The organism is Uniformispora flossi, from assembly GCF_049534875.1.
GTDB lineage: Bacteria > Actinomycetota > Actinomycetes > Streptomycetales > Streptomycetaceae > Yinghuangia > Yinghuangia aomiensis.
This window is the reverse complement of the sequence record NZ_JBMULZ010000030.1, coordinates 1-25,811: the sequence shown is the minus strand read 5'-3', so window position 1 is coordinate 25,811 and position 25,811 is coordinate 1. Positions and strand designations below refer to the sequence as shown.

The following is a 25,811-nucleotide window of genomic DNA, read 5'->3' as shown; positions in this document are numbered from 1 at the left end:
CCCATGGCCGCCAATCCGAGCACGCCCGGCGTGCCCGATTTCGACGTCCAGGTCTTCCAGAACGAATACGTGCCGCTAGGCGGCCAGGTCGTCCATGCGATAGCCCAGGTCACCGCGTCCGGCGCGGGCGCGACCGGGGTGCCGGTGACGAGCCAGGCCGCTCAGGTGATCCTCGTCGACACGTCCGGGTCGATGGACTTTCCCGGAACCAAGCTGATCGCCGCCAAGCAGGCCACCAAGGCGGCCATCGACACGATGCGCGACGGCACGCTGTTCGCGGTGGTGTCCGGCACCGGCATGGCGACGATGGTGTACCCGCAGGACGAGCGGCTCGTCGTCCTCGACCAGACCACGCGCGCCGAGGCCAAGCGCGCCGTCGACCGGCTGCGGGCCCGCGGCGGCACCGCCATGGGGGCGTGGCTGACGGCGGCCAAGCGGCTGCTGGAGCCGTATCCGCACACCATCCGGCACGCGATCCTGCTCACCGACGGCAAGGACGAGAGCGAGACCGAAGCCGACCTGGAGGCCGCGATCCAGGCCTGCGAGGGTGTGTTCACGTGCGACTGCCGCGGCGTGGGCACCGACTGGGTGGTGTCCGAGCTGCGCAAGGTCGCGTCCGGGCTGCTCGGCTCGCTCGACCTGGTCGCCGAACCGGCGAAGCTCGTCGAGGACTTCACCGCGATGATCGAGAACGCGATGGGCAAGGCCGTCGCGGACGTCGCGCTGCGGGTCCGCACCCCCGGCACCGCGAAGGTCCGGTTCGTCAAACAGGTCCGGCCCACCATCGAGGACCTCACCGACCGCCGCGCCGACGCCGGGACGAACATCGGGGACTACCCGACCGGCTCGTGGGGCGCCGAGAGCCGCGACTACCACATCTGCCTGGAAGTCCGGCCCGCCGACCTCAACGACCGGGTGCGCGTCGCGCTCGTCAGCCTGGTGTCGCGCGGCCCCGACGGCTCCGAGACCGAACTCACCCGGATCGGCGTGTTCGGCGAGTGGACCGACAACGAGGAACTCTCCACCAAGATCAGCCGCGAAGTGGCCATGTACACCGGCCGCGCGGAACTCGCCGCCGCCATCCAGGGCGGCCTCGAAGCCCGTCGCCAGGGCGACGACGACGAGGCCACCGCCAAACTGGGCCGCGCCTACGCGCTGGCCGCCGAAGCCCAGGACGAGGACACCGCCAAGCTGCTCCGCAACCTGGTCGAGGTGGAGCCGGTGACCGGCACGATCAAGCTCAAGGACCGCAGCAAGGTGTCCGTGGAGGACGAGATGCGGCTGGACACCGACTCGGTCAAGACGTCCCGGCTGCGTCCCAAGTCGTGAGCCGGGAGCCGGCGCGGGCCCGGGTACGGGACCGCGCCGGTGGGCCGGTCGGACCCAACCGGCATGATGGCCCGAAACGCCCGAACCGGCGGCCCCGTGCCGCGCGTCGTCGTCACGGAAGAAGGAGGCGCTGACATGGCGATTTGCCCGCGCGGCCACTACTCGCTCGCCGACGACGGCTACTGCGACGAGTGCGGCCTCCGGACGGAACCGGGCGACGGTTTCGGGCCGCCGCCCTTCCCGCCGTTCACCGAGCACTGCCCGGTGTGCAACACGCCACGCACCGGCGGCTGGCTGTTCTGCGAAGCATGCGGCCACCAGTTCCAGGAGCAGCCGTCGACCGATCCCGGGCCGATCTTCCCGCCTCAGCCTCCCCCTCCGGACCCGGGGCCAGGTCCCGGGCCGGACCCCTACCCCCCTGTGCATCCTCTGCCGCCGATTGATCCCGGGCCGGTTTTCCCGCCTCCGGATCCGGGGCCGGGTCCGGGGCCGGACCTCTATCCCCCTGTGCACCCTCCTCTGCCGCCGACCGATCCCGGGCCGGTTTTCCCGCCCCCGGTCATGCCGGGGCCGGACCCCTTTGTCCCCATGCCGCCCCAGCCGCCCGTCGCCGACGCGCTGTGGATCGTGACGATCACCGCCGACCACGAGTACTTCCAACGGGTCGTGGCGCAAGGCGGGCCGGACGCGAGCGGCATGCGGTTCCCGCCGTACCACGAGCCGCGTCCGGTGTATCTCCAGGGCTCGCGCATGCGGGTCGGCCGCCGCCGCACCACCGAGACGGCGTCCGGGGCACCGGAGATCGACCTGTCGGGCCCGCCGTCCGATCCGGGCATCTCGCACCTGCACGTGGTGTTCATGCACCAGGAGGGCATCGGCTGGACGCTGGTCGACCCGGGCTCGCGCAACGGGACGACGATCAACGGCGGCGAGGAGGCCATCGACGCCAACGTGCCGATCGTCCTGCGGGACGGGTTCCGCGTGCACATCGGGGCGTGGACGACGCTGGAGATCCGCGTCGTGCAGGGCTGACGGATCGCGGATCGCGGATCGCGGGGTGACGGAGAGACGAAGAGACGGAGAGACGGCCGGAACCGGGCCGGGACCGCGGGGCGGATGCCTCGGGGGCCCGGCCCGGTCGGCGTTCTCCCGGGGGGCATTCCCCGCTGGTTCCGGCGACTTCGCGGCGACTTCCGGACCCCGGTGCGGTGGATCACGGGCCCGCCTTCCCCTAAGGTGGTCTGGACCAATTGTGGTCGCCCGTCGGGGGAGGTCCCTTGCGCATGCCGTCGCTGCACGCCTCCGTCCTGCTCGCCGTGCTCCTGCTCGCGGCGGCCGGAACGGTGGCCTGCTCGTCGTCCGAGCCGGGGGCGCCCCCGTCCACCCCCGCCGAGCCGGGCAAGGAGCAGTCGAACGTGCCCTCCACCGCCGGATATTCCGCCCTCGTCCCGGTGCCCGTGCGGGCCGCGGCGGCGCCCGGGGTCGCCTGGGTGCTCGCCCCCGACACCCGCATCCACACCGCACCCGGATCCGCGGAGGCCGCCGGCGTAGGCGAGTTCCTGGCCGGACTGCTGCGCCGCGCCACCGGCTACCCGCTGCCCGTCGAGGCCTCCGACGCGCCCGCCGGGATCACCCTCGCGCTGGAACCGAGCGCACTCGACCGGGACGGCGAGGAGGACTACCGGCTCGACGTCACCGCGGCGGGCGTCGCCATCCGTGCGGCACGCCCGGCGGGTTTGTTCTTCGGTGTCGCCACGCTCCGCCAACTGCTGCCCGCCGCGGTCGAGTCCGCGGCCGGCGCGCCGGCCGACGGGTGGACGGTGCCCGGCGGCAGTGTCGCCGACCGGCCGCGCTATGCGTACCGCGGCTTCTCACTGGACCTCGCACGGCACTACTTCACGCCCGCGGAAGCGCGCCGCTTCGTCGACCATCTGGCGCGCTACAAGTTCAACACCCTGCACCTGCACCTCACCGACGACCAGGGCTGGCGCATCGCGATCGACGGGCGCCCGAACCTGACCGGTGTCGGTGCGGCGACCCAAGTCGGGGGCGGGCCGGGCGGGTTCTGGACGCAGGACGACTACCGTGCGGTCGTCGCCTATGCGGCGGAGCGGTTCGTGACCGTCGTGCCGGAGATCGACATGCCGGGGCACACGAACGCGGCCCTGGTCGCGTATCCCGAACTCGGCTGCGACGGGGGCACGTACACGCCGTACACCGGCGTCAAGGTGGGGTTCAGCGCGCTGTGCGTGGACAGCGAGAAGACGTACGCGTTCGTCGACGAGGTCGTCGGGCAGATCGCGGCGCTCACTCCCGGTCCGTACCTGCACATCGGCGGCGACGAGGCCCACACCCTGCCGAAGGACGCGTACGCGCGGTTCATGGCCCGCGCACAGGCCGTCGTGGAGCGGCACGGGAAACGCGTCATGGCGTGGCACCAGCTCGCGGACGCGGCACCGGTGCCCGGCGCGGTGCTGGAGTACTGGAACCAGTCCGGCAAGGACGCCGACCGGGTCGCCGCGGCGGCCCGGGGCGGAGCCAAGGTCGTCCTGGCGCCCGCCGACCACACCTACCTCGACATGGCGTACGCGGGCGGCGAGCGGCTCGGGCTCACGTGGGCGGGCACCGTCGACGTGCGGCAGTCGTACGAATGGGAGCCCGCGACGCACCTCGACGGCGTTCCCGAGGACGCGGTGCTCGGCGTCGAGGCGGCGCTGTGGGGCGAGACGGTGACCTCGGTGGCCGATGCCGAATACCTGGTCTTCCCACGCCTGGCCGGGGTCGCCGAGACCGCGTGGTCGCCGCGGGACGCGCGGGGCTGGGACGGCTTCCGCGCCCGGCTCGCCGCGCAGACCGCGTACTGGGACGCGGCGGGGATCGGCTACGCGAAGCGGCTGTGAACGACGGGTCTTCCGCCGGACCGCGCGCCGGATCCGGGGCTCAGGGGAGCCGCCCCGGCGCCGGCGCGGGGCCGCGGGGAGGGTGGCTGAGCACCGTCCGCGCGGCACACCTCGACGGCCCGCCCACCTCGGTGTCGGGTGGACGGGCCGTCGGGGACGCGGAATTCCGGTTGTCGCCGCGGATCAGACCGCGCAGGCGCCGTCCGCGCAGTCGTCGCCTGCCTCGCCGGGCTTGGCTGCTTCGGCGGCGGCGGGGGCCTCGGCCGCGACCTGCTCGGTGACCTGGGCGAGGACCCGCGCGAACGTCTCGGTCTCCTGCGCGCCCTGCACCGCCCACTTGCCCGCGAACACGAACGTCGGCACGGCCGTCACGCCGATCTGCCGCGCCTCGTCGATCTCCCGGCGGGTCTCCTCGACGCCCGCGTCGGACGCCAGGAACGCCGCGGTGCGGTCGCGGTCCATGCCCGCCTCCACGGCCGCATCCACCAGCTGCGCGTGGTCGCCGACGTTCGCGCCCTCGCTGAAGTAGGCCTTCAGCAGGCGGTCCTTGAGCGCGGCCTGGGTGTCGCGGCCGTACGCGTCGAGCGCATGCCACAGCAGCCGGTGCCCGGTGAACGTGTTCGCCGACAGCGCCTTGTCGAAGTCGAAGGAAATGCCTTCGCCCATGCCGACCTCGTTCAGCCGCGCGTGCATCGCCGGCAGCGCGTCGGCGCCGAACTTCGCCGCGAGATGCTCGGACAGCGGCGCCGCCTGCTCCGGCGTCGTCGGGTCGAGCTGGTACGGGCGGTAGACCACCTCGATGGCGTCCGCACCGGCGAACTCGGCGAGCGCCTTCTCGAACCGGCGCTTCCCGACGTAGCACCACGGACACGCTATGTCGCTGTAGACCTCAACCAGCACTTTCGTCCCACTTCCCACGGCACCCGAGCACACGAAACCGGACCCGCGCCGCAGGTCCTTGACCATTCAACCAAGCTCAACGGCGGAATGTTCCGGCCCCCGCCCCCGACCCCCGGCGCACGCGGGCTCGGGCCCCGGGCCGGGCGCTTGCGCAAGGGCCTCCCGGGAGCGCATGCGGGGGCGTACGTTCGGGGCATGGCCGACGCAACCACCGCGCGCCCCGTGCGCAGCCACCCCGTCTTCGCCGTCTTCTACCGCCGCCTCTGCGACGTCACCGACCGGGCGGGGTTCGCCGAAGTACGGGCCGCGCTGCTGGCCGAGGCGACCGGCAAGGTACTGGAGATCGGCGCCGGGACGGGCGGGAACCTGCCGCACTACGTCAACGCCGACCGGCTCAGCGTCGTCGAACCCGACCCGGCCATGCTCAAGGTGCTGCGCACCCGGCTCGACCGCGCGCCGGTGCCGGTCGAGCTGATGCCCGCCCCGGCGGAGCGGATTCCGTACGCCGACGGGCAGTTCGACACCGTCGTGTTCACCCTCGTGCTGTGCTCCGTCGCCGACCTGGACAAGGCCGTGGCCGAGGCCAAGCGGGTGCTGAAGCCGGGCGGCAAGGTGCTGTTCATCGAGCACGTCGGCGCGCCGTCGGCGAAGGCGCGGCGCACGCAGCAGCGCATCGAGCCGGTGTGGAAGCGGCTGTTCGGCGGCTGCCTGCTGACCCGCGACCCGGTGGCCGCGTTCGAGCGGGCCGGATTCGCCGACGTCGCGGCCGAGGACGTGGTCCTCGGCCGCAACCCGGCCCCGGCAAAGCCGATCATCCGGGGGAGTGCGCGAGCCTGAGCCGCCCCGACCGGTCCAACGCCGCCACACACGCGGCGCACCCGAGGCCCGTCGCCGCCATCAGCAGCCACGGCAGCGCGGTCAGCCCGGCGCGCGCGGACGCGTCCCACAGTGCGCCGGTGCCGATCGTGCCGACGGTGATGCCGACTCCGCACACGGTGTTGTAGAGGCCGTAGTGGGTGGCGACGAGCCGGCCGCCGGACAGCCGCACGACGGTGTCCATCTCGAACGGGTAGGCGAGCGCCGACCCCGCGGCCAGCAGCGCCGTCGTCGCGAGCAGCGCCGCCAGGCCGCCGGACAGCAGCAGCGGGACGAACGCGGCGCCCATCAGCGCCGCGCCGTGTGCGATCGCCCGGCCGGGCGACCAGCGGGCGCGGGCATATGCGGTGAGCCGGCCTTGCGCCAGCACGCCGGTAAGTGCGGATACCGCGAACAGCGCGGTCGTGGCGGTGTCCCCGGCGTCGCCGAACGCCCGCTCGGCTTGGAGCGGGAGCGCCAGGTAGACCTGGAAGGACAGCACGTAGGTGCCGGTCATCGCCGCGGAGAAGGCCAGGAAGCGGCGGTTGGCGAACACCTCGCGCCAGGACGCCAGCACCCCGACGCGCCCGGCCGCGGGCTTCGCGTCACGCGGCAGCAACAGGATCTGACACACACTCAGCACCGCGAACAGCACCGCGGCTCCGGCGGCGACCCAACGGAATTCAAAGGCCAGCAGGGCGAGTCCGATGAGCGGCCCGGCGAACATGCCCGCCTGGTAGAAGAGGTTGAAGACGGAGAACGCCTCCACACGGCGGTCGCCCGCCTGATCCGCCACCGTCGCGCGCACCGCGGGATTGAACAGCGCCCCCGCGAAGCCGGTGGCCGCGGAGGCGGCCACCAGCGCGGGCAGCGACGTCGCCACCGCGAGCAGCGCGAACCCGCCGGTGCGCAGGAGGCAGCCGGCGACGATCATCGGCTTGCGGCCGTACCGGTCGGCGAGCGCGCCGCCGAGCAGGAACAGCCCCTGCTGGCTCAGGTTGCGCACGCCCAGCACGAAGCCGACCGCCCAGCCGGCCAGTCCGAGCGGGCCCGCGAGATGCGCGGCCAGGTACGGCATGAGCATGTAGAAGCCCGCGTTGATGGTGAATTGGTTGACCATCAGGAAGCGGAGGGGGACGGGGAAGGCGCGCCAAGTGGTGCTGAGGGGGAGGGCGGGTTTGGGGTCGGCTTGGGGGGCAGGCCCGGCCGCGGACGGTGCCGCGTGGGCGGCGGCGGGCCCCGCGGTGGATGCGTCGGGGGCGGCTGGGCTGTCGGCGTGGCCGGTCGGACCCGAGGCAAGGTTCCCGCGCGTGCGGCCCGTCGGGTTCGGGCCGCTTTCCGGTCGGGCGGTCATGCCGCGGCCTCCGGGGTGGGGCGGCGGGTCCAGCGGGTCCAGCGCTCGGCGATCTCGGTACCCGGGTCGTGCAGGGTGAGCGGGGGTTCCGGCGGCGCGGTCGCGGTCAGGCCGCGGGCGGCGCACCAGGCGTCGTCGAAGACGGTGCCGCAGTAGCGGTGCATGCCGTCCGGGAACACCGCGGCGATCCGGGTGTGCGGCGGCAGTTCGCCCGCGAGCCGCCCGGCGACCAAGGCCACGGCGCCGACGCTCCAGCCGCCGCTCGCCCGGTGGTGCCGGGCCAACGCCCGGCACGCCCACACCGCTTCCGCGGGTGCGACCCAGTGCACCTCGTCGAACGCGTCGTGGTCGACGTTGCCCGGATGGATGCTGCTGCCCAGACCGCGCATCAGCCGCGGCCCGGCGGGCTGGCCGAAGATCGTCGAGCGGACCGAGTCGACGCCCACCAGCCGCAGCCCCGGGCTCAGCGACCGCAGCGTGCGCGCGGTGCCGGCCGAGTGGCCGCCGGTGCCGACCGCGGCGACCAGCACGTCCACCCGGCCGAGCTGCGCGGCGAGTTCGAGGCCGAGGGCGGTGTAGGCGTCGACGCTGTCCGGGTTGCCGTACTGGTCCGGGCACCACGCGCCCGGTTCGGCGGCGAGCAGTTCGGCGACGCGTTCGCAGCGGGCCCGCTGCCAGCCGCCCTGGTCGTGCGGGCGGTCGACGACCTGGACGTCCGCGCCGTACGCCCGCAACTGCCCCAGCAGCGGCGGCTCCATGCCCGGATCGGTGACCAGCGTGACCGGGTGCCCGTGCGTCAGCCCGGCGAGCGCCAGCCCGAGGCCGAGCGTGCCCGACGTCGACTCGACGATCCGCGCGCCCGGCGCCAGCACGCCGCGCGCCCTGGCGCGGGCGACCATGTGCAGCGCGGCGCGGTCCTTGATGCCGCCGGGGTTGGCGCCTTCGAGCTTGGCCCAGAACGACCGGCCGGAAGGGGCGAGCGGCGCGCCGATGCACAGCACCGGGGTGTTGCCGACCAGGCCGGCGGGAGTGCGGACGGGGACGGGGAGGCGGCCGGGCTGTTCCGGGGCATCGCCCGTGGCGTGGGCGGACGTGGGCAGGGTCGTCGTGGGCAGGGCTGTCGCGGGCAAGGGCGTTGGGGGCAGGGGCGTCGCGGGCAGGGGCGTCGCGGGCAGGGCGGAAGACAGGGCGGTGCGGTGCATGGGGTCCTCTGGACGGTGAGCGTGAACGGGGCGGGACGGGGCGGCGGCGCGTGACGGCGCCGCCGGTCAGGTCCGGCTCACGCAGACGAGGTCGAGGACGGGGCGGTGCCCGGGCAATGCCCGCTTCACACAACGCTGCCGGGCCAGCGGGGCGAGCGGCCCCGGGTCGCCGGACGGGTCGGCGGCGACGGGCGGCGGCGGCAGGAGCGGCGACGCACCGCCGAGGGGTGGAGCGGCGGTGTTCGGCACGGCTTGGCGGGCACAGCCCGCCGGGGTGTCGCAGGGGAGTTCGGCGGGCTCGCCGGTGCCGTCGGCCGGGCCGTCGGGCGCCGCGGCGGCCGGGGTGTCGGCCGGGTGCGCCGAGGCGGCGCTGTGCGCGGTCACCCCGGCCACCGCGGCGGCGACACGGATCGTGTTGGTGGGGGGAGCGTACGGCGATCCCGTGCGGGCCTGGGCGCGGTCGGCGGTACGGGGGTTGAGGGCCCGGTCGGCGTCGGAGTCGGTGGTCCGGTCGGTGCCGAGGTCGCCGACGCGGGTGCCGTCGTCCGGGGTGCGGGTGTGGTTGGCCGCGGCGGTGACCGACCAGGGGCCGTCGGCGCCGGTGTCCGGGACGGCCCGGCCGGGCGGGAAGACGTCGGGCGCGAGCGCGTCGAGCGCGTCGCGGGGGACGGCGGCGTCGGGCAGCGGGGCGTAGGCGAAGAAGCCGCCGTGCCGGGGCGGGGCGGGCCGCGTATCGAAGTGCGCCGTACCGCGCGGTGCGGCATGCGGCGCGATCGGCAGGGCGGCGGAGACCGGGTTGGCGAGGACGCTCGTGTGATCCGACCCGCCGGAGGCCCCGTGCGGCGCACATGCCAAACCGTGCGCCAGCGTGAGCAGCGCGACGGCGGCCAGTGCGACGGCGACGAGGAGGCGCGGGAGGCCGCGCCGGGCACGCTTCGACGCGGAGGTGTCGGCTTCGCCCCGACGCGCTGTGCCCCGACGCGCCGTGCCCCGACGTGGCGACAGCTCGGGCGCTGCGGCTTCCGACTGCGCTCGCGCGCGCCCCACCGCGGCGCCACCCGCGGGGGTTCCGCCCCGACGAGAGCGCGGCCGAGGGCTGCCCGAACCGGGCAGAGTCGCCGCCATGGCACTGATAGTAAGCACTTGAACGCGAAGAGTCGCGAACCGCTGCCTCGTTCGAGTGAACAGGTGGGGAAGGGAGGACGCGGGCAGAGATTCGCGGTGGCCGAGTCGGAAGGGACGGACGGCGTGGTGTTGCGCCGGGCCGCGCGCGTGGGTGGCCGCTGCGTCGGCGCAGGCTGCGCTGTGGGGTTACGCGATTTCGGGGCGACGAGGGTGCGGCACCGCGCGGTGTCGCCGGGGCGCGGGTCAGGTCGGGTTCGGGGGTGCGCAGGTGGGGGTGGGGGGATCGGTTTGTTCGCCGAGCGCCAGGGCGTGGCGGCGTGCGGTCGGGGTGTCCCGGGGCGGCGGGGACCGGGCAGCGGGGGAGCGCGATTTCGGGCACCCGGAGGGCGCGCGCCGGAGCGGACCGGGACCCCGTGCGGTTGCCGTGCCGACGGCGGCGCGGTCCGGGCGGGCTGTGCGGAGGGGGTGCGCGAGATGGGCTCACGCCCCCTCGCGCTGCCGCCCCGCCGCCCGCGATGGAGCTGCGTCCGGCGCCCGCCGAGGGCGTCGCCGTCCTGTCCGCGGCGCGGATCCGCCCCAGCCGCCCCGGCGACCCGAAGCCCGCGCCGGCGAACCGTCCCTGTCCGCAGGAAACCGAGCGCGACGCCGCCGCGTCGCCCCCTTCCTCAGCCCCGCCCCCGCGTGTTCAACCGGGCCGCCTCCCGCGTCAGGTGGTTCCGTTCCGCCAGGTTCGGGGCGTGGAGGGCGGCTTCCGCGTACAGGCGCGCCGCGGTGTCCGTGTCGCCGGCGCGTTCGTGGAGGTAGGCCGACGCCGCCGTGTAGCGGGGGAGCGTGGCGTCCAGGGTGGCCAGTTCCGCCAGGCCCGCGCGTGGGCCGTCGGCCTCGCCCACCGCCACCGCGCGGTTGAGGCGGACCACCGGGTTGTCGGTGAGCGCGGCAAGTTCGTCGTACCACTCGACGATCTGGACCCAGTCGGTCTCCTCCGCCCTCGGCGCGTCGGCGTGCAGTGCCGCGATTGCGGCCTGGGCCTGGAACTCGCCGAGCCGGTCGCGGGCGAGCGCGGCCTGGAGCACCACCACTCCCTCGGCGATCGCTGCCGTGTCCCAGCGGCTCCGGTCCTGTTCGGCGAGCGGGACCAGGCTGCCGTCCGGCGCCGTGCGGGCCGCGCGCCGGGCGTGGTGGAGCAGCATCAGCGCGAGCAGTCCCGCGACTTCCGGGTGGTCGATGCCCGCCGCGAGCTGCCGAGTGAGCCGGATGGCCTCGGCGGCGAGGTCGACGTCCCCGGAGTAGCCCTCGTTGAAGACCAGGTAGAGCACCCGCAGCACGGTGGCCACGTCGCCCGGCTGGTCGAGCCGCACACCGGACACCGTGCGCTTCGCCCGGCTGATCCGCTGCGCCATCGTCGCCTCGGGCACCAAATACGCCTGGGCGATCTGCCGGGTCGTCAGACCCCCGACCGCACGCAGCGTCAGCGCCACCGCGGACGCCGGGGTCAGCGATGGGTGCGCGCACAGGAAGTACAGCCGGAGCGTGTCGTCCGCCTCGCGCGCGGGCCCCGGCGCCGGTTCCTCGTCGACGAGGTCCTCGCGCCGCCGCCGGGCGGCGTCGGCCCGGGCCGCGTCGAGGAACTTGCGCCAGGCGACGGTGACCAGCCAGCCCTTCGGATCCCGCGGGGGGTCGGCCGGCCAGCTCCGTATCGCCTCGATCAGCGCTTCCTGGACGGCGTCCTCGGCCGCCGCGAAGTCTGCTCCGCGGCGGACGAGGATGCCCAGCACGTGCGGCGTGAGACGCCGGATCAGCGCCTCGTCCATCGGCACGGTCACTCCGTGACGGTGGGTGCCGCGGTGAGGAACGGCCGCAGTTCGAGCCACTCGTGGATCGGCTTGCCGCCCGCGCCGGGGGCCGCGGACAGCTCGCCGGCCAGTTCGACGGCGCGTTCGTAGCTGTCGACGTCGATGACCATCCAGCCCGCGACCAGGTCCTTGGTCTCGGCGAAGGGGCCGTCGGTGGCCGGCGGGCGGCCCTCGCCGTCGTAGCTGACCCACGTGCCCTCGGGGGCGAGCGCCTGGGCGTCGACGAACTCGCCGGTGGCTTCGAGCCGGGCCGCGAAGTCGTTCATGTACTTGATGTGCGCGGTGACCTCCTCAGGCGTCCACTGGTCCATCGGCACGTTGTTGACCGGGTCCGGAGCGCCGCGGTAGTGCTTCAGCAGCAGGTACTTGGCCATGGTGGTTCTCCTCGGTGCTGGTGCGACCCAGTGTGGCCGCGTTCAGCCCGGGGACGGAGCACGCCGCGCGTTCTCGACACGGCCGGCGAAATTTCCCGGAGAATTTTTTCGGCCCGGGGAAGCCGGCCGTCCCGCGGTCAGTCCCGCCGCCGCACCCAGTCGCTCGTCGCGTGTGCGGCCAGCTTGCCGAGCAGGGCGGTGAGGGTCTCGCACTCGGCCTCGGTGAGGCCGTCGGCCCACCGGCGTTCGCGGGCGTTGTGCTCGCGGTAGGCGGCCGACATCGCCGCCTCGCCGGAGGCGGTGAGCCGCAGGGTGACCGCGCGTCCGTCGTGTGCCGCCTGTTCGCGGGTGACGAGCCCCTGCTTCTCCAGCGTGTTGGCGAGGCTGGACACCGCGGCGCGGCTCATGCCGGACATCGCGGCGATCCGCTTTCCCTCGGTCGGCCCCGCCAGGTACAGCACGTTGAGCAGCCGGAAGCCCGACCACGTCCACCCGTGCGGCCGGTGGACGGCGGATTCGAGGTCGTACGTCACCACGCTCGCCACCCGGTTCAGCAGCAGGATCAGCCGCTGCGCGGCGCCGTCCTGCCCGGGCTGCAGCTCCGCCGCGCGGCGCACCGCGAAGTCGACGAAGGACAGGAAGTCGACGCCCGCGGCCGCATCCGGCCCGTCGGGGCCGCGATCGGGCACGGCGGACGCGGCGAACTCGGCAGGTCCGGAAGCAGAGCCGGCAGCAGGTCCGGCGGGGGGAGCGGCGGGGTCGGGCACCCGGTCAGGGTACGCGCCCGGTCCGCGAACCCCGGGCGCGCCGACGCGGAAGGTCGGCGCGCTGCCTGCGCATCAGTGCTGGAGCCCGAGGATCAAGCGCACCGAGTTCTCGACCTGCCGTAGTTCGGCCGGTGCCAGCAAGCCGAGCCGCCGCCGGAGCCTCGGCTTGGCCACGGTGTGGAGGTCCGTGCAGTTGACGTAGGACTCGGCGTACTTGGTCAGTCCTGACTCGGTCCCGAGAGGGATATGTGTGACTGCCGGCCCGGCTGTTCCCGTGACCACCGCGACGGTCACGGCGGACAGCGGCTCGGCGATTCGGTTCACGGTCAGAATGACGACGGGGTGCGGGCCCACGGGCTGGGGCAGTGCGCAAACCCATACCTCGCCGCGCAAGGCGTTACCGGGTGTCACCACTGCATCCGGTCCGCTTCCGCGAGTTCGTCCTCGTCGACGTCGGCCGTCCCCGCGGGCAGGGGTGCGGGCTGTCCGGCGTAGAACGCGCGCAGTTCCCGGGCCGCTCCGACTTCGGCGGCCTCGCGGGAGAGCAACCGCAGCCCCTCGCGCAGCGCTTCCGAGGTCGAGCTGAGATCGAGCACGCGCATGACTTCGTGCAGCGCGTCGAGTTCGTCGGGCCGGAGCCGGACCTGGGCCAGCTTGCTCGGGCCCGGTTCGCCCCCCTGCGGCAGCCGGGCGTGCGCTGCGGCCGCCGGTTTCTCGGCCTTCTTCCGGGACGCTGCGGCGGCACTCATCGCTCACCTCCACTCTGTCTTACAAATGTCATACACCCAGAATCGCCCGGCGTCGCCGTCGCGTCAAGCGGGCTCGCGCGGGGCTGGTCGGCCATCATCCCCGGTGCTACGCTCCGAATTAGTAAAAGGTTTTACAGAGTTTCCCGGTTGGATCTCCCGCCACCCGGGAACGGGCACAGGCAGGCGTTCCGCAACCCGGCACGCAAGCACGCATATCGCTCCACCGTCGGGGCACCGCCCCGGCAAGAGCGCACCGCAGCACCGCCGCGCACGAATCGAGGGTGTGACGTCATGGCCTACTACCGGCGGCTCGGGTCGGTGCCGCACAAAAGGCACACCCAGCACCGCACCCCCGACGGCGGCCTCTACTACGAGGAGCTGATGGGCGAGGAAGGCTTCTTCTCCGACTCCTCGCTCCTCTACCACCGCCACATCCCGTCGGCGATCGTCGATGCCGCGGCCTGGGAGCTGCCCGACCAGGCCACCACACCCAACCACCCGCTCAAGCCGCGGCACCTCAAGCTGCACACGCTGTTCGCGGGGCAGGACGGGGCGGACGCCGTCACCGGCCGCCGCCTGGTCCTGGGCAACGCCGACGTGCGGATCTCCTACGTCGTCGCGACCGCCGCGAGCCCGCTGTACCGCAACGCGCTCGGCGACGAATGCGTCTACGTCGAGTCCGGCAACGCCGTCGTCGAGACCGTCTTCGGGGCGCTCACCGTCGGCCAGGGCGACTACGTGCTGCTCCCGCGCGCCACCACGCACCGCTGGGTGCCGACCGGCGAGGAGCCGCTGCGCGCGTACTGCATCGAGGCGAACAGCCATATCAGCCCGGCCAAGCGCTACCTGTCCAAGTACGGCCAGTTCCTCGAACACGCGCCCTACTGCGAACGCGACCTCCGCGGCCCCGACGAGCCCTTCGTCGCCGAAGGCGTGGACGTCGACGTGCTGGTCAAGCACCGCGGCGCGCAGGGCGCCCCGGTCGGCACGCGGTACACGTACCCGCATCACCCGTTCGACGTGGTCGGCTGGGACGGCTGCCTGTACCCGTACGCGTTCAACGTCGCCGACTTCGAGCCGATCACCGGGCGCGTGCACCAGCCGCCGCCCGTGCACCAGGTATTCGAGGGTGACAACTTCGTGATCTGCAATTTCGTGCCGCGCAAGGTGGACTATCACCCGCTGTCGATCCCGGTGCCGTACTACCACTCGAACGTGGACTCGGACGAAGTCATGTTCTACTGCGGCGGCAACTACGAAGCCCGCAAGGGCTCCGGCATCGGCCAGGGCTCGATCTCCCTGCACCCCGGCGGCCACGCGCACGGCCCGCAGCCGGGCGCGTACGAGCGCAGCATCGGCGTCCACTTCTTCGACGAACTCGCGGTCATGGTGGACACTTTCCGCCCTCTGGAACTCGGCGAAGGCGGCCTCGCCGCGGAAGACCCGGCCTATGCGTGGACCTGGTCGGGACGGGAGCCCGCCTCGTGACCACCACCCCCGACCCGGTACACGGCGACGACCCGCTCGCCGCCGCGCCCGGCACCATCCCCGCCCTGTTCCACGGCCTCGTCGACGACGCCGCGATCTTCCCGCCCGGCAACCTCCCGCTCGCGGACGCGGTCGAAGCCCACCACCGGCACCGCGAGGCCTGGTACGCCGACCTGGTCGGCCCGTTCCTGGTCTCCGCCGCCAAGCTCCCCGGCCTGGTCGCGCTCGCCGACCCGCAACGCCCCCTGCGGGTCGCCGTCGTGGTCCCCGGCGGTGCCGAGGGCGTCGGACCGGCCGTGGCCGCGGTCATCGGCACGCCCGGCCTGGTGCTCGACGGCGTGGAGACCGCGGGCGGCACGCCGGAGGCGATCGTCGCCGCGTACCACGAGCACGTGCCCGAAGACGTGGCCGGCGCCGTCGAGATCCCGGCGGATGCCGACCTGGACGCGGCACTGGGCGCCCTCGCCGGGACCCGGCACCGGGCGAAGTTCCGCACCGGCGGCACCACCGCCGGCGCGTTCCCGAGCGCGCCCGCGCTCGCCGCGTTCCTCGCCGGGTGCGTCGACCGCCGCCTGCCGTTCAAGCTCACCGCCGGTCTGCACAACGCGCTCCGGCACACCGACCCGGACACCGGGTTCGTGCACCACGGGTTCCTCAACGTGCTGGTCGCCGCGGCCGGTATGGAGAACGACGAAGGCCCCGAGATCGCCGAAGGACTGCTCCGCAGCGAGGACACCGAACTCGTCGCGCTGCTGCGCGAGCAGACGCCCGCGGCGCTCGCCGCCGCCCGCACCCGGTTCACCGCGTTCGGCTCGTGCAGCATCGAGGACCCCCTCGCCGACCTCGTCGACCTGGGGTTTGTCGCCCCGCCGGGGGCAACCGCGCTACGGTCGCCGCGCGTAGACAAGCCGGAATCCGCTGCCCGCCCGACCCCGGAATCCCAGGAGCACCCGTGACGTCCACTTGGCTGCCGGCCAGTACGGTCGCCGCCGATTCGCCCTTCGGCATCCACAATCTCCCGTACGGCGTCTTCACCACGACCGAGGACCCGTCGCCGCGCGTCGGCGTCGCCGTCGGGAACGCGGTCCTCGACGCGGGCGCCGTCGCCCAGGCCACCGGATCGGACCACGCCGCCCTGCTGTCCGCGGCCACGCTCAACCCGCTGATGGCCGCCGGACGCCCGGTGTGGACGACCGTGCGCGCGGAGATCACCGCCTGGCTCACCGACCCCGGCTACCGGCACGACGTGCTGCCGAACCTGACCCCGCTTCAGGACGCGCGCCTGCACCTGCCGTTCGAGGTCGCCGACTACGTCGACTTCTACGCGTCGGAAGACCACGCGACCAACCTCGGCCGGATCTTCCGCCCCGACTCCGAGCCGCTCACCCCGAACTGGAAGCACCTGCCGATCGGCTACCACGGCCGCTCCGGGACGGTCGTGGTGTCCGGCACCGACGTCGTTCGCCCGTCCGGGCAGCGCAAGGCCCCCGCGGACGCCGCGCCGACGTTCGGGCCGTCGCGGCGCCTGGACATCGAAGCCGAGGTCGGATTCGTCGTCGGCACCCCGTCCAAGCTCGGCGAGCCCGTCGCCCTGGCCGACTTCCGCGACCACGTGTTCGGCGTGTGCCTGGTCAACGACTGGTCGGCGCGCGACATCCAGGCCTGGGAGTACGTGCCGCTCGGCCCGTTCCTCGGCAAGTCGTTCGCGACGTCGGTCTCCCCGTGGATCGTCCCGCTCGACGCCCTCGCCGAAGCGTGGGTCGCACCGCCCGCCCGCGACGTGCCGCTGCTGCCCTACCTCGACGACGCGGCCGCCGCACCGGCCGGGCTCGACCTGGACATCGCGGTCGCCCTCAACGGGCACGAGATCTCGCGGCCGCCGTTCAAGGGCATGTACTGGACGGCCGCGCAGCAGCTCGCCCACATGACGGTCAACGGCGCATCGCTGCGCACCGGCGACCTCTATGCGTCCGGCACGGTCAGCGGCCCCGATCGCGACCGGCGCGGCGCGTTCATCGAGATCACCTGGAACGGACAGGACCCGCTCAAGCTGCCGGACGGCACCACCCGCGGGTTCCTGGAGGACGGCGACGAAGTCGTGATCACGGCCACCGCGCCCGGCCCGGACGGCACCCGGGTCGGCTTCGGCGCGGTGACCGGGCGGATCCGGCCCGCCGCCGGCTGACCCGGCCGGCCGGGGCGCCCCCCGCCCCGGCCGCCGCGCACCACCGCACGACCGCAGGACCGCACATCGCACATCGCACAGCGCACCACCGCACTGCTGCACCACCGCACGACCGGTGCCGTGCTGCCCCGCCCCCGAACTTCCCGAGGCGGCGCGGTCCCGCCCAGCACACGTCCCCCAGCAAAGGACCCCACCCCCATGGACAAGGTGGTCGGATCGGCGGCAGATGCCGTCGCGGACATACCCGAGGGCGCGACGCTCGCGGTAGGCGGCTTCGGGCTCTGCGGGATCCCGACCGTGCTGCTGGCCGCGCTCTACGAACAAGGCGCGGGCGGCCTCGCGGTCGTCTCCAACAACTGCGGCGTCGACGGCCTGGGCCTCGGCCTGCTGCTCGGTGCGGGCCGCATCGCGCGCGCCACGGGCTCGTACGTCGGCGAGAACAAGGAACTGGCGCGGCAGTACCTGGCGGGCGAGATCGAACTCGAACTCGTCCCGCAGGGGACGTTGGCCGAACGGCTGCGCGCGGGCGGCTGCGGCATCCCCGCGTTCTACACCCCGGCGGGCGTCGGCACCCAGGTCGCCGACGGCGGGCTGCCGTGGCGGTACGACGCCGACGGCGGCGTCGCGGTCGCCTCCCCGGCCAAGGAAGTCCGCGACTTCGACGGCACCGAGTACATCCTCGAACGCGGCATCACCACCGACTACGCGCTGGTCCGCGCGGCCCGCGGCGACCGGCACGGCAACCTCGTCTTCGACCGCTCGGCACGCAACTTCAACCCGCTCGCGGCGATGGCCGGGCGCGTCACCATCGCCGAAGTCGAGGAGATCGTCCGGCCGGGCGAGCTGGACCCCGACGAGATCCACCTGCCGGGCGTGTTCGTGCAGCGCGTGGTGCCGCTGACGTGGGAGCAGGCCGCCGACAAGCACATCGAGAAGCGCACGATCCGAGTGGAGGCGGGACGCTGATGGCCTGGACACGCGAACTCATGGCGGCGCGCGCCGCCGCCGAACTCACCGACGGCGCCTACGTCAACCTCGGCATCGGCCTGCCCACCCTGGTCCCCAACCACATCCCGCCCGGCGTCGAGGTCTTCCTGCAGTCGGAGAACGGCCTGCTGGGCGTGGGCCCGTACCCGCACGTCTACGACGTCGACCCGGATCTGATCAACGCGGGCAAGGAAACCGTCACCCTCGTGTCCGGCGCCAGTTGCTTCGACTCGGCGTTGTCCTTCGGCATGATCCGCGGCGGCCACATCGACATGGCCATCCTCGGCGCGATGCAGGTGTCCGCTTCCGGCGACCTCGCGAACTGGATGATCCCGGGGAAGATGGTCAAAGGCATGGGCGGCGCCATGGACTTGGTCCACGGCGCCCGCCGCGTCGTCGTCCTGATGGAACACACGGCCAAGGACGGCAGCCCGAAGATCGTCGACACCTGCACTCTCCCGCTGACCGGACGGGCCTGCGTGCACCGGATCATCACCGACCTGGCGGTCCTGGACGTCACTCCGGAGGGGTTGCGCCTGGTCGAACTCGCCCCGTATGTCCGGGTGGACGAGGTTCGGGCGAAAACCGGGGCGGAGATCGCGGTGCCCGTCAAGGTATGAGGGTGAGGCGCTCGCAGGCCGGCACGTGCTCCCGGTGCCGGCTACGCGATCATGGCGGCCATGAGTGTCCCCGGTGCAGGTGAGTCCGTCGCGGCCGAAGTGCCGTTGATCAAGGTGTGGTTCCGATTCGTGCCGCGGGACGGCTGGCTGCCGCACGACCGCGAGGGGCTGTGGGCGGTTCAGATGGGCGCGGATACGGCACGGATCGAGAACGTGCCGTTCCTGCAGGACGGGGTCGCTTGCGGCGACATCGTGCGGTTCACGACTGATGGCGACGGGGTGCATTGGGCGGTCGCGCAGGTCGCGTCGTCGGGCGGCTGCACGATCCGCGTGCTGCCCGTCCCGGACGGCCCGCTCGGGCGGAGCGCGGCGGCGGTACGCGAACGCCTGGCCCGGCTCGGCCTGAGCGGCGAGGCTTTCAGCGATGAGTTTCCGCTGGTTGCCTTCGATGTTCCGGCCGGCGCGGATCTGCGAGCGATCAAGGCGCTGCTGGTCCGGCGGCAGGGGGAGGGGTGGTGGCACTTCGTGGAGGGAAGCGTGACGGAGGCTTGGCGCGAGGCGTAGGGGGCGGGGCCGCGGTGGCCTGCGGTTCGCGTGGGAGGGCCCGGTGGGTGGGGTCCGAGGGCTTGGGGGCCGTGGGGCGTGGAGCCCGGCGCGGCCGCACGCCCGCACGTTGCGTCGGAAATCGCTTTGCGGAAAGCAGCTTTGTGCTGCGCGACTTCACGAGCACGCTCTTGCGGGCGTTGCGGCGCATCAAAGCGCGAGGTAGAGGGCCAGGGCGCCGCGACTGCCGGACCTCCCCGTGCGGACCGCCGTATAGGTGTAGTTGCGGGCATGCATCCGCAACTACACGTCGACTGCGTGGGCTCAGGCCTTCAGGTCACGCGCTGTTGCGGACAGGAGGGCGTTCCAGGCAGTGGGACCGACCGTCAGCCGTGGGCCTGCGGTGATCTTGGAATCGCGGAGCAGGATCAGGCCTGGGGCGGTGGTGGCAACCTCGACGCATTCGCCGCCCTGGTGATCGCTGTAGCTGGACTTGCGCCACGCGACCTCGACGCACGCGCCGCCTTGGTGGTCGCTGTAGCTGGATTTGCGCCAGACGAGTTCGCCGTTCACGGTCCCTCTCCTAGCCCTTCGGATCGCATGCTGTTGCCGACAGAAGCGCGTTCCAGGCGTCGGCGCCGATAGCCAGCCGCGGCCCCGCGGTGACCTTGGAGTCGCGCAGCAGGATCAGGCCCGAGGTGGTGGCAACCTCGACGCAGTTGCCGCCTTGGTCGTCGCTGTGACTGGACTTGCGCCACGCCAGTTCGCCGTTCACAGATGCTCCTCTAGCTCCGTGATGTATCGCGCAGAATCCTCCACATTGAGGGCTCGCGCCTGCATCATGCCATGACGCTGAGTCAGCTGGTGGATCGTCTCCGGTGAGGAGTAGAGGGCGCTCGTCTCGGGCCCTTCAACGTAGGCGTATTGCTCGTGTTCGGCTGTTTCCAGCAGCACCACGGGGCCGCTCAGGCCCAGCGTCGTGCTGCTGTCGGCGCGGAGTACCTGAATGGAGACATTGCGCAACACGCCGACTTCGCGCAGGTGGCGCAACTGGCGCTTCATCACGTCGCGTCCGCCGACCATGCTGCGCAGCGCGGCCTCGTAGACGATGAACCCGAACTGCGCGTAGGGCTTGCGCGTCAGCTTCTCCTGGCGCTGCATGCGCGCGGCCACACGTTCGTCGATGGTCTCGTCGTCCAGCGGCGGGCACGAGTCGCTGATCAGAGCGCGCGCGTACTCTTCGGTTTGCAGCAACCCCGGGATCAAGCCCAACTCGTAGGAGTTGATCGAGATCGCAGCCTCTTCCGCATCCATGAACTCGCGGGTGCGCGGCGGGAACTTCTCCGGCTTCAAGTAGTCCTGCGCCGCCAGCAACAGCCCGTTCGCGCCGCACATCTCGTCGGCGATCGTCAGCACGTGCACGGTCGCGCGGCGGCGGCCCTGTTCCATCGACTTGATCGTCTCGGCGCCGTACCCGGCCTCGTCCGCCAGTTGCTCCCTACTGACGCCCGCGCGGGTGCGCCACAGCTTGACTTGATTTCCGCAGTACCGCCACGCCATCGGCGGCTGGGAACCCGTCTCCGTCATGCCTTCCTCCCCTTCGACACCACCGGGACGCCACGCTGCGTACCCGGGTCGCTACTGAGCAGGTTAAGCAGCAAAACGCAGGCTGGAGGGCGATTGCACGGAACCCACACATTCGCCATCGGCGGCAGCCGGCCACCGATCGGCCCCGAGATCCCAGGACGGCAATGGACGCGCACCCCCTGGCCTTGACCGCCCCCGCACCCTTCGCATGGTCGAAATCCCGCCACCAAGCCGAGTGGCAGTTCGTCCGCGACCCACGCTGCGCCGGCGGGGCTCGGCTGCTGCTCCACGAACACGCGGACGAGTGGGGGATCGCGGCGGACTCCGCGGACACCGCCGCCCTGCTCGTCAGCGAACTGGTCACCAACGCCTACCGGTACGGAGCCGCCGTACCGGCCAGCACGTCGCCGGACTTGATCACCGTGCGCTGCTTCCTCGCCTTCGGCCTGCTCCGCATCGAGGTCTCCGACGGCGCGACCGAACTCCCGCGCCCACGCCACGCGTCGCCCGACGACGTGTCCGGCCGCGGCCTCGCCCTGGTGACCGCGCTCGCGGACCGCTGGGGTGCCTACCCGGCACCGGCGGACTGCCGGAGCGGCACGCCGGCGGGCGGGGGCAAGACCGTATGGTGCGAGCTGACGGTCATCGTGGAGGCCGCTTCCGGCTCTGGCCCAGGTTTTGGATGCGGTTGGTGATGCGGCGCATCCCCTCGGCGCACAGCGGTCGATGAACGAGGGAAACACCAGGTCAGCGGCCTGCACCGACGCGGTTGCCGGGCGAAGGACCCGACCCCGGAACCGGTTCTCGTGGGCAAAGTCGTACCTGCGTCATGGACACAGGCGAAGGCTCATGCGCCCGTCTCCCGCTTCCAGGAGCGCCTGGTCGTTGCGCGCTGCGCGGGCTTGCGGGCCGCGTTTGGGCGGTACGGAGGCATGGCCTCAGGGTGCGCCTTGCGGAGCGATTCGCTCCGGGTTAGCTTATTCGGAGCAATCCACTCCGATTCGGCGAGAGGGCTTCGCCATGCCTGCACACGAACCCGTCCTCGTCATCGGCGCCACCGGCAACCAAGGCGGCGCCACCGCACGCGAACTGCTCGCACGCGGCCGACGAGTCCGGGCCCTGGTACGTGATCCCGACCAGCCCGCCGCCCAGGACCTGCGGCGCCACGGAGCGGCACTCGTCCAAGGCGACCTCGACGACGCCGCGTCACTCCGCACAGCGATGGAAGGTGTCCGAGGGGTATTCAGCGTTCAAGCACTGGCGTACGAGCCGCACACCCTGGCCGCCGAAGTCCGCCAAGGCAAGACCGTGGCGGACATCGCCGCCGAACTGCGCGTCGCACACCTGGTGTACAGCTCCGTCGACGGAGCGGAACGCGGCACCGGCATCGACCATTTCGAAAGCAAGGCCGAGATCGAACGCCACATCCGGGCCCTCGGCCTGCCCGCCACCATCCTGCGCCCGGTGTTCTTCATGAACAACCTGCTCCACTACGCGAAGACGGACGGCGAGCGCGTCTTGTCGCTGCCGGTCGACCCCGTCCGGCCCATGCAGTTCATCGCCACCGACGACATCGGCGTGTTCGCCGCCGACGCATTCGACGACCCGGACCGGTTCGTCGGCCACGCGCTCGCGCTCGCCGGCGACGAACTGACGTTCCCCCGGGTCGCCGAAACCTACCAGCGCATCACCGGCGTGCCCACCCGCCTGGAAGTCCTCCCGATCAAGGAGCGCATGTTCGAGTGGTTCGCCGAAGAGGGCTACCAGGCCGACATCCCCGCTCTGCGCCGCCAACATCCGGAGATGCTGACGTTCGAACAGTTCCTGGCCCAGCGCCTTACGCCCGCCAAGGCACGCGAACACCAGGAGGCCGACGCGTGAACCAGCCCGAGCAAACCTTCCCCGTCGAACACGTCGACGCCGAACAACTGGCCGCGATTCGAAGGCTGGTCGCCGACGCCGAACGCCGCCAGCACGACCTCGAACCGTTCCTCGACCTGCACACCAACGATGTTGTCATCGTCAACGTCGCCGGACGGCGGGTCCTGGGCAAGGCCGACCTGCGGCACGTCAGAGCAGCAGCTTTGGCCTCACCCCTGGCGCAGGTACGCACCCGACCAGAAATCGTCGACATTCGTGCTGTGGACCCGGGGAGCGCGATCGTGAGCTGCATCAAGCACGTTTCGGACGGACGGGATCCCGGCGCGCGAGGCTCCGACAGCACGCGCCTGCCCACCACCGCAAGCCTCACCTACCTCGTGGTGCGCACCGGTAACGGCGACTGGCGCATCGCACTGGCGCAGACAACGCCCGTCGCCACCGCCTGATCCCATCCGCGGTGCGCGGCTCTGTGGGGTCGGGTCCTTCGCCCGGCAACCGGGTCGGTGCAGGCCGCTGACCTGGTGTTTCCCTCGTTCATCGACTGCTGTGCGCCGAGGGGACGCGCCGCATCACAGAAGTTGGTCACCGGATTCTGTTCCGTCTGACTGTCGGCAGCCCATGGAATGCTCACGCTCATGGGGGTCCTGTTCGGCTACTACGCCGCAGCCGATGACCAAGATGCCGGTCGCGCCGTCGTGCGTGAGGACGATGAGCCAATTGGCTCCGGGTACGACGAGTTGGTGGTCAAAGGCATCGATCCCGTGGTGGCTCTGGTGCCTGCCGAGGTGCTCGTCACCGGCAGAACCGAGGCGGAGGTCCAGGCCGACCCCCGCCACGGATGTCTGATTGCCATGGTCGGAGACGGTGAGGTGGTCGGCGTGGCGCTCACCGATGTGTTCCGGGACCGGCTGGCTGCCTTCGATCGTGAGTTGCTGGGCGAAGTGGCGCAGGGGTGGGCGGCGTCGGGAGAGTTCTTCAGCGCCCCCGACGCGGAGCAGATCGAAGACATGGGCGATTTCCTGCGCAGCCTGGCTGAGTTGGCGAACCGGGCGGTCGCCTGCGGGCATCGCCTGTACTGCTGGATCTGTCCGTAGGCAAGGCTCAGGCGACCGACCCCCAGGCGAACCGCGCACCCCCAAGCCGGAGCCTCACTTCCGATACCGCTGCGCCACCGCGCTGAAGGCCGCTTTCGGTTCCCATTCCATGTCGGGGTACGTCTCGCCGCGCCGGTCTTCGAGGAGTTTGACGATGCCGAGGCTTGCCCGGTCCAAGTCGTCCCGGGGGTCGCCGTCGGGACGGTGGGGGTACCCGGGCAGGGCGAACAGGTACACGAAGGCGCTGTCCACGCCCTCGGACTCGAAGATCTCCAGGAGTTCGGCCAAGTAGGCTGCCTGGCCCGGCTCGTCGCGTTCGTAGACGCCGTCCAAGCGAAGCGGGGCCTTTGTCTCCGGGTTGTGCTCGACGACTTCCAGCACCCGGCCGCCGCGGTCGCCCGCGCCGCGGTAGGCCGCGGTGCCGAAGCCGGTGATGGCGAGCGGCTTCGGGCCTTGGGCCAAGATCCGCACTCCCTCCCGGAAGCGGTCGGCGACCTCCGCGGAGCGGATCAGCTCGAACGTCGCGAAGTCGAACGGCGTCCAGTCGACCTGTTCGAACTGGATGGACGCATAGGTGAGTTTGCCGTGGAAGTGGTCGCGGATCGCGGCCACGGCCTCGCGGAGGAAATCGTTGACCCGCACGCCTACCGCGCGCATCGCTTCGGCCCGACGCCCGGGATCGCTCAACAGTGCTGCCACCCGCTCCTCCGCGCTGTCGCCTGGCAGGAATCCGCGGTTCATGACGCTGAGTTCGACCCCGGCGACGAACACGACCTCCGCGCCCTGCTGCCGGAGCCGCTCCGCCCGCTCGGCGCAGTCGCGGAAGAGAGTGAGGATCTGCTCCGGGTCCAGCTCCAGCGGATAGGGGGAGAACCAGACCTCCAGCCCGAGTTCGGACGCGGCAGAAGCGGCCATGTCCAAGCGCTCCGGGTCGCCGCCGATGATCTGCACCGCGTTGCAGTGCAAGTCGTCGCGAATGATCGCGAGTTCGCGCCGCACGACCGCCGGGTCGAAGTGCTCCCGGGAGGTCCGGCCGTGCACGACGAATCCGGTGTCGTAGGTCATGCCTCGTGCCCGCATGGCGGCGTCCCCTTCGGTCGGTCTCGGTAGGCGGCCGAGACTGGCAGAGAAAAGTGCGTGTACGCAAGTTTGCGGTCGCGCAATTTTGCGCGCACGCAGTTCCGTGTGGGAGCCTGGCGCCGTGACGACACCACCGCCGGGGCTGCGGGACCGGAAGAAGCAGGCCACCCGCGAGGCACTGCGCGAAGCCGCGCTGCGCCTGGCCCTGGAACGCGGGCCCGACAACGTGCGGGTCGAGGACATCGCGGAGGCCGCCGGAGTCTCCCCGCGCACCTACAACAACTACTTCGCGAGCCGCGAGCAGGCGATCGTCTCCGCGGTCACCGCCGACCGGGAAGCCCGGATCGCGGCCGCGGTCGCCGCCCGACCTTCGGGCGTGCGCCTCGCGGACGCCGTCACCGACGCCGTGGTCGAGCAGTACACGACCACCGACGACCACGCCCCCCAGCTGCTGCTCATCACCACCCGCCCCGCGCTCCGGCACGCCTTCCTCGACGCCACCGCCGCCATCGAGCCTCCGCTGACGGCGGTGCTCGCCGAACGCCTGGGAAGCGGGGCCGACGTGCCGATCGCCCGCGTTCTCGCGGCAAGCGTGGCCGCGGCCGTGCGCATCGCCGTGGAGAGCTGGATCCGGCCGACCGAGAGCGCCGACGCCGGGGGACTGGTCGTCCCCACCGGATCCCTGCCCGACCGGCTCCGCGCCGCGCTCGCCCCGCTCGCGCCCGCATTCGACGCCGCCGAAGCCGAAGCCGAAGCCGACGCAGAAGCCGAAACCGAAACCGCGCCCGACCCGGCATGAAGCCAGGTCGGGCGCGGTGCGGGGGGGGCCCGGCGGCCCCCGCCCCCGGGGGGGCGGGCCGGCGGCGGGGGGCGGGGGCCCGGGCCCGCGGGCCGACCCACCCCCGGGCCCCCACCCCACCCCCGGGCCCCGCCCCCCC

Annotated in this window: 28 protein-coding genes; 15 read left to right on the top strand and 13 right to left on the bottom strand. The window is 72.5% G+C overall.

All coding sequences use genetic code 11. The features are described from left to right. The first annotated feature begins 3 nt into the window (after positions 1-3). The 3 genes from ACPA54_RS36875 to ACPA54_RS36865 all read left to right on the top strand — a co-directional run bounded on the left by ACPA54_RS36875 (position 4) and on the right by ACPA54_RS36865 (position 4,229). On the top strand, positions 4-1,329 hold the full coding sequence (locus ACPA54_RS36875; protein ID WP_423536621.1) for a VWA domain-containing protein: 1,326 nt from the start codon (positions 4-6) through the stop codon (positions 1,327-1,329). 588 nt (positions 1,330-1,917) lie between these two features. Further along, positions 1,918-2,361, top strand: coding sequence for an FHA domain-containing protein (locus tag ACPA54_RS36870; RefSeq protein WP_423536619.1), 444 nt, complete (start codon positions 1,918-1,920; stop codon positions 2,359-2,361). 251 nt (positions 2,362-2,612) lie between these two features. Continuing rightward, positions 2,613-4,229, top strand: coding sequence for a beta-N-acetylhexosaminidase (locus tag ACPA54_RS36865; RefSeq protein ID WP_423536617.1), 1,617 nt, complete (start codon positions 2,613-2,615; stop codon positions 4,227-4,229). Positions 4,230-4,412: 183 nt separating this feature from the next. Here ACPA54_RS36865 and ACPA54_RS36860 read toward each other — a convergent pair whose 3' ends face one another. Beyond that, positions 4,413-5,129: a DsbA family oxidoreductase gene (locus tag ACPA54_RS36860; protein WP_423536615.1), complete on the bottom strand. Its 717-nt coding sequence runs from the start codon at positions 5,127-5,129 to the stop codon at positions 4,413-4,415. A 195-nt stretch (positions 5,130-5,324) separates the two neighbouring features. On the opposite strand from ACPA54_RS36860, the gene ACPA54_RS36855 reads away from it, so the two are divergent. Further along, on the top strand, positions 5,325-5,966 hold the full coding sequence (locus ACPA54_RS36855) for a methyltransferase domain-containing protein (RefSeq protein WP_423536614.1): 642 nt from the start codon (positions 5,325-5,327) through the stop codon (positions 5,964-5,966). Here ACPA54_RS36855 and ACPA54_RS36850 read toward each other — a convergent pair. The 8 genes from ACPA54_RS36850 to ACPA54_RS36815 form a co-directional block, all read right to left on the bottom strand. Next, positions 5,941-7,104: an MFS transporter gene (locus tag ACPA54_RS36850; protein WP_423536693.1), complete on the bottom strand. Its 1,164-nt coding sequence runs from the start codon at positions 7,102-7,104 to the stop codon at positions 5,941-5,943. The two genes, ACPA54_RS36855 and ACPA54_RS36850, sit on opposite strands and share 26 nt — an antisense overlap. Before the next feature lie 230 nt (positions 7,105-7,334). Then, positions 7,335-8,540: a PLP-dependent cysteine synthase family protein gene (locus ACPA54_RS36845; protein WP_423536612.1), complete on the bottom strand. Its 1,206-nt coding sequence runs from the start codon at positions 8,538-8,540 to the stop codon at positions 7,335-7,337. Positions 8,541-8,606: 66 nt separating this feature from the next. After that, the gene (locus ACPA54_RS36840) at positions 8,607-9,587 is read right to left on the bottom strand and encodes a hypothetical protein (protein WP_423536611.1); all 981 of its coding nucleotides are present in this window, start codon (positions 9,585-9,587) and stop codon (positions 8,607-8,609) included. 743 nt (positions 9,588-10,330) lie between these two features. Beyond that, positions 10,331-11,476 (bottom strand): RNA polymerase sigma factor, encoded by a 1,146-nt coding sequence (locus ACPA54_RS36835; RefSeq protein WP_423536691.1) that lies wholly within the window; start codon positions 11,474-11,476, stop codon positions 10,331-10,333. 8 nt (positions 11,477-11,484) lie between these two features. Next, positions 11,485-11,892 carry a YciI family protein gene (locus tag ACPA54_RS36830; protein WP_423536609.1) on the bottom strand — a complete coding sequence of 136 codons (408 nt, stop codon included), beginning with the start codon at positions 11,890-11,892 and terminating at the stop codon, positions 11,485-11,487. 137 nt (positions 11,893-12,029) lie between these two features. After that, positions 12,030-12,659, bottom strand: a complete 630-nt coding sequence (locus tag ACPA54_RS36825) for a MarR family winged helix-turn-helix transcriptional regulator (RefSeq protein WP_423536608.1) — start codon at positions 12,657-12,659, stop codon at positions 12,030-12,032. A gap of 72 nt (positions 12,660-12,731) precedes the next feature. After that, a complete protein-coding gene (locus ACPA54_RS36820) occupies positions 12,732-13,070 on the bottom strand; it encodes a type II toxin-antitoxin system PemK/MazF family toxin (protein ID WP_423536607.1) in 339 nt (112 codons plus the stop codon). After that, positions 13,067-13,408, bottom strand: a complete 342-nt coding sequence (locus tag ACPA54_RS36815) for a hypothetical protein (RefSeq protein ID WP_423536605.1) — start codon at positions 13,406-13,408, stop codon at positions 13,067-13,069. Before ACPA54_RS36815 ends, ACPA54_RS36820 begins: the two co-directional genes overlap by 4 nt. 291 nt (positions 13,409-13,699) lie before the next feature. Between ACPA54_RS36815 and ACPA54_RS36810 the strand changes: the two genes are divergently transcribed. The 6 genes from ACPA54_RS36810 to ACPA54_RS36785 all read left to right on the top strand — a co-directional run bounded on the left by ACPA54_RS36810 (position 13,700) and on the right by ACPA54_RS36785 (position 19,252). Beyond that, positions 13,700-14,896 (top strand): homogentisate 1,2-dioxygenase, encoded by a 1,197-nt coding sequence (locus tag ACPA54_RS36810; protein ID WP_423536604.1) that lies wholly within the window; start codon positions 13,700-13,702, stop codon positions 14,894-14,896. Next, on the top strand, positions 14,893-15,852 hold the full coding sequence (locus ACPA54_RS36805; protein WP_423536603.1) for a hypothetical protein: 960 nt from the start codon (positions 14,893-14,895) through the stop codon (positions 15,850-15,852). The genes ACPA54_RS36810 and ACPA54_RS36805 overlap by 4 nt, the downstream gene beginning before the upstream one ends. After that, positions 15,849-17,081: a fumarylacetoacetase gene (gene fahA / locus ACPA54_RS36800; RefSeq protein WP_423536602.1), complete on the top strand. Its 1,233-nt coding sequence runs from the start codon at positions 15,849-15,851 to the stop codon at positions 17,079-17,081. Before ACPA54_RS36805 ends, fahA begins: the two co-directional genes overlap by 4 nt. 198 nt (positions 17,082-17,279) lie before the next feature. Then, the gene (locus tag ACPA54_RS36795) at positions 17,280-18,047 is read left to right on the top strand and encodes a CoA transferase subunit A (protein WP_423536600.1); all 768 of its coding nucleotides are present in this window, start codon (positions 17,280-17,282) and stop codon (positions 18,045-18,047) included. Then, the gene (locus ACPA54_RS36790; RefSeq protein WP_423536598.1) at positions 18,047-18,688 is read left to right on the top strand and encodes a CoA transferase subunit B; all 642 of its coding nucleotides are present in this window, start codon (positions 18,047-18,049) and stop codon (positions 18,686-18,688) included. The genes ACPA54_RS36795 and ACPA54_RS36790 overlap by 1 nt, the downstream gene beginning before the upstream one ends. 60 nt (positions 18,689-18,748) lie before the next feature. Continuing rightward, a complete protein-coding gene (locus ACPA54_RS36785) occupies positions 18,749-19,252 on the top strand; it encodes a DUF4265 domain-containing protein (protein ID WP_423536596.1) in 504 nt (167 codons plus the stop codon). 303 nt (positions 19,253-19,555) lie between these two features. Here the strand turns inward: ACPA54_RS36785 and ACPA54_RS36780 are convergent, their stop codons facing one another. Genes ACPA54_RS36780 through ACPA54_RS36770 form a run of 3 tightly spaced genes read right to left on the bottom strand, consistent with a single transcriptional unit; the run spans position 19,556 to position 20,818 of the window. Continuing rightward, positions 19,556-19,804, bottom strand: coding sequence for a DUF397 domain-containing protein (locus ACPA54_RS36780; RefSeq protein WP_423536594.1), 249 nt, complete (start codon positions 19,802-19,804; stop codon positions 19,556-19,558). 10 nt (positions 19,805-19,814) lie between these two features. Further along, entirely contained in the window at positions 19,815-20,006 is a 192-nt protein-coding gene (locus ACPA54_RS36775) for a DUF397 domain-containing protein (protein WP_423536592.1), read from the bottom strand. Further along, a complete protein-coding gene (locus ACPA54_RS36770; RefSeq protein ID WP_423536590.1) occupies positions 20,003-20,818 on the bottom strand; it encodes a helix-turn-helix domain-containing protein in 816 nt (271 codons plus the stop codon). The genes ACPA54_RS36775 and ACPA54_RS36770 overlap by 4 nt, the downstream gene beginning before the upstream one ends. Positions 20,819-20,982: 164 nt before the next feature. On the opposite strand from ACPA54_RS36770, the gene ACPA54_RS36765 reads away from it, so the two are divergent. The 4 genes from ACPA54_RS36765 (at position 20,983) to ACPA54_RS36750 (ending at position 23,793) form a co-directional block, all read left to right on the top strand. Next, complete coding sequence (locus ACPA54_RS36765; protein WP_423536588.1) at positions 20,983-21,513, top strand: ATP-binding protein; 531 nt, start codon at positions 20,983-20,985, stop codon at positions 21,511-21,513. 325 nt (positions 21,514-21,838) lie between these two features. Then, the gene (locus ACPA54_RS36760; protein ID WP_423536586.1) at positions 21,839-22,699 is read left to right on the top strand and encodes an NmrA/HSCARG family protein; all 861 of its coding nucleotides are present in this window, start codon (positions 21,839-21,841) and stop codon (positions 22,697-22,699) included. After that, on the top strand, positions 22,696-23,145 hold the full coding sequence (locus ACPA54_RS36755; protein WP_423536585.1) for a YybH family protein: 450 nt from the start codon (positions 22,696-22,698) through the stop codon (positions 23,143-23,145). Before ACPA54_RS36760 ends, ACPA54_RS36755 begins: the two co-directional genes overlap by 4 nt. A gap of 189 nt (positions 23,146-23,334) precedes the next feature. Then, complete coding sequence (locus ACPA54_RS36750; protein WP_423536583.1) at positions 23,335-23,793, top strand: hypothetical protein; 459 nt, start codon at positions 23,335-23,337, stop codon at positions 23,791-23,793. Between the two features lie 54 nt (positions 23,794-23,847). Here ACPA54_RS36750 and ACPA54_RS36745 read toward each other — a convergent pair whose 3' ends face one another. Next, positions 23,848-24,873, bottom strand: coding sequence for a hypothetical protein (locus ACPA54_RS36745; RefSeq protein WP_423536581.1), 1,026 nt, complete (start codon positions 24,871-24,873; stop codon positions 23,848-23,850). A 121-nt stretch (positions 24,874-24,994) separates the two neighbouring features. On the opposite strand from ACPA54_RS36745, the gene ACPA54_RS36740 reads away from it, so the two are divergent. Beyond that, the gene (locus ACPA54_RS36740; protein WP_423536579.1) at positions 24,995-25,672 is read left to right on the top strand and encodes a TetR/AcrR family transcriptional regulator; all 678 of its coding nucleotides are present in this window, start codon (positions 24,995-24,997) and stop codon (positions 25,670-25,672) included. Positions 25,673-25,811: the final 139 nt, after the last annotated feature.

Coding starts and splice junctions, on each gene's coding strand:
- ACPA54_RS36875 (WP_423536621.1), top strand. CDS start 4: ATGGCCGCCAATCCGAGCACGCCCGGCGTGCCCGATTTCGACGTCCAG.
- ACPA54_RS36870 (WP_423536619.1), top strand. CDS start 1,918: ATGCCGCCCCAGCCGCCCGTCGCCGACGCGCTGTGGATCGTGACGATC.
- ACPA54_RS36865 (WP_423536617.1), top strand. CDS start 2,613: ATGCCGTCGCTGCACGCCTCCGTCCTGCTCGCCGTGCTCCTGCTCGCG.
- ACPA54_RS36855 (WP_423536614.1), top strand. CDS start 5,325: ATGGCCGACGCAACCACCGCGCGCCCCGTGCGCAGCCACCCCGTCTTC.
- ACPA54_RS36850 (WP_423536693.1), bottom strand. CDS start 7,104: ATGGTCAACCAATTCACCATCAACGCGGGCTTCTACATGCTCATGCCG.
- ACPA54_RS36845 (WP_423536612.1), bottom strand. CDS start 8,540: ATGCACCGCACCGCCCTGTCTTCCGCCCTGCCCGCGACGCCCCTGCCC.
- ACPA54_RS36835 (WP_423536691.1), bottom strand. CDS start 11,476: ATGGACGAGGCGCTGATCCGGCGTCTCACGCCGCACGTGCTGGGCATC.
- ACPA54_RS36830 (WP_423536609.1), bottom strand. CDS start 11,892: ATGGCCAAGTACCTGCTGCTGAAGCACTACCGCGGCGCTCCGGACCCG.
- ACPA54_RS36815 (WP_423536605.1), bottom strand. CDS start 13,408: ATGAGTGCCGCCGCAGCGTCCCGGAAGAAGGCCGAGAAACCGGCGGCC.
- ACPA54_RS36810 (WP_423536604.1), top strand. CDS start 13,700: ATGGCCTACTACCGGCGGCTCGGGTCGGTGCCGCACAAAAGGCACACC.
- ACPA54_RS36795 (WP_423536600.1), top strand. CDS start 17,280: ATGGACAAGGTGGTCGGATCGGCGGCAGATGCCGTCGCGGACATACCC.
- ACPA54_RS36790 (WP_423536598.1), top strand. CDS start 18,047: ATGGCCTGGACACGCGAACTCATGGCGGCGCGCGCCGCCGCCGAACTC.
- ACPA54_RS36785 (WP_423536596.1), top strand. CDS start 18,749: ATGAGTGTCCCCGGTGCAGGTGAGTCCGTCGCGGCCGAAGTGCCGTTG.
- ACPA54_RS36770 (WP_423536590.1), bottom strand. CDS start 20,818: ATGACGGAGACGGGTTCCCAGCCGCCGATGGCGTGGCGGTACTGCGGA.
- ACPA54_RS36765 (WP_423536588.1), top strand. CDS start 20,983: ATGGACGCGCACCCCCTGGCCTTGACCGCCCCCGCACCCTTCGCATGG.
- ACPA54_RS36760 (WP_423536586.1), top strand. CDS start 21,839: ATGCCTGCACACGAACCCGTCCTCGTCATCGGCGCCACCGGCAACCAA.
- ACPA54_RS36750 (WP_423536583.1), top strand. CDS start 23,335: ATGGGGGTCCTGTTCGGCTACTACGCCGCAGCCGATGACCAAGATGCC.
- ACPA54_RS36745 (WP_423536581.1), bottom strand. CDS start 24,873: ATGCGGGCACGAGGCATGACCTACGACACCGGATTCGTCGTGCACGGC.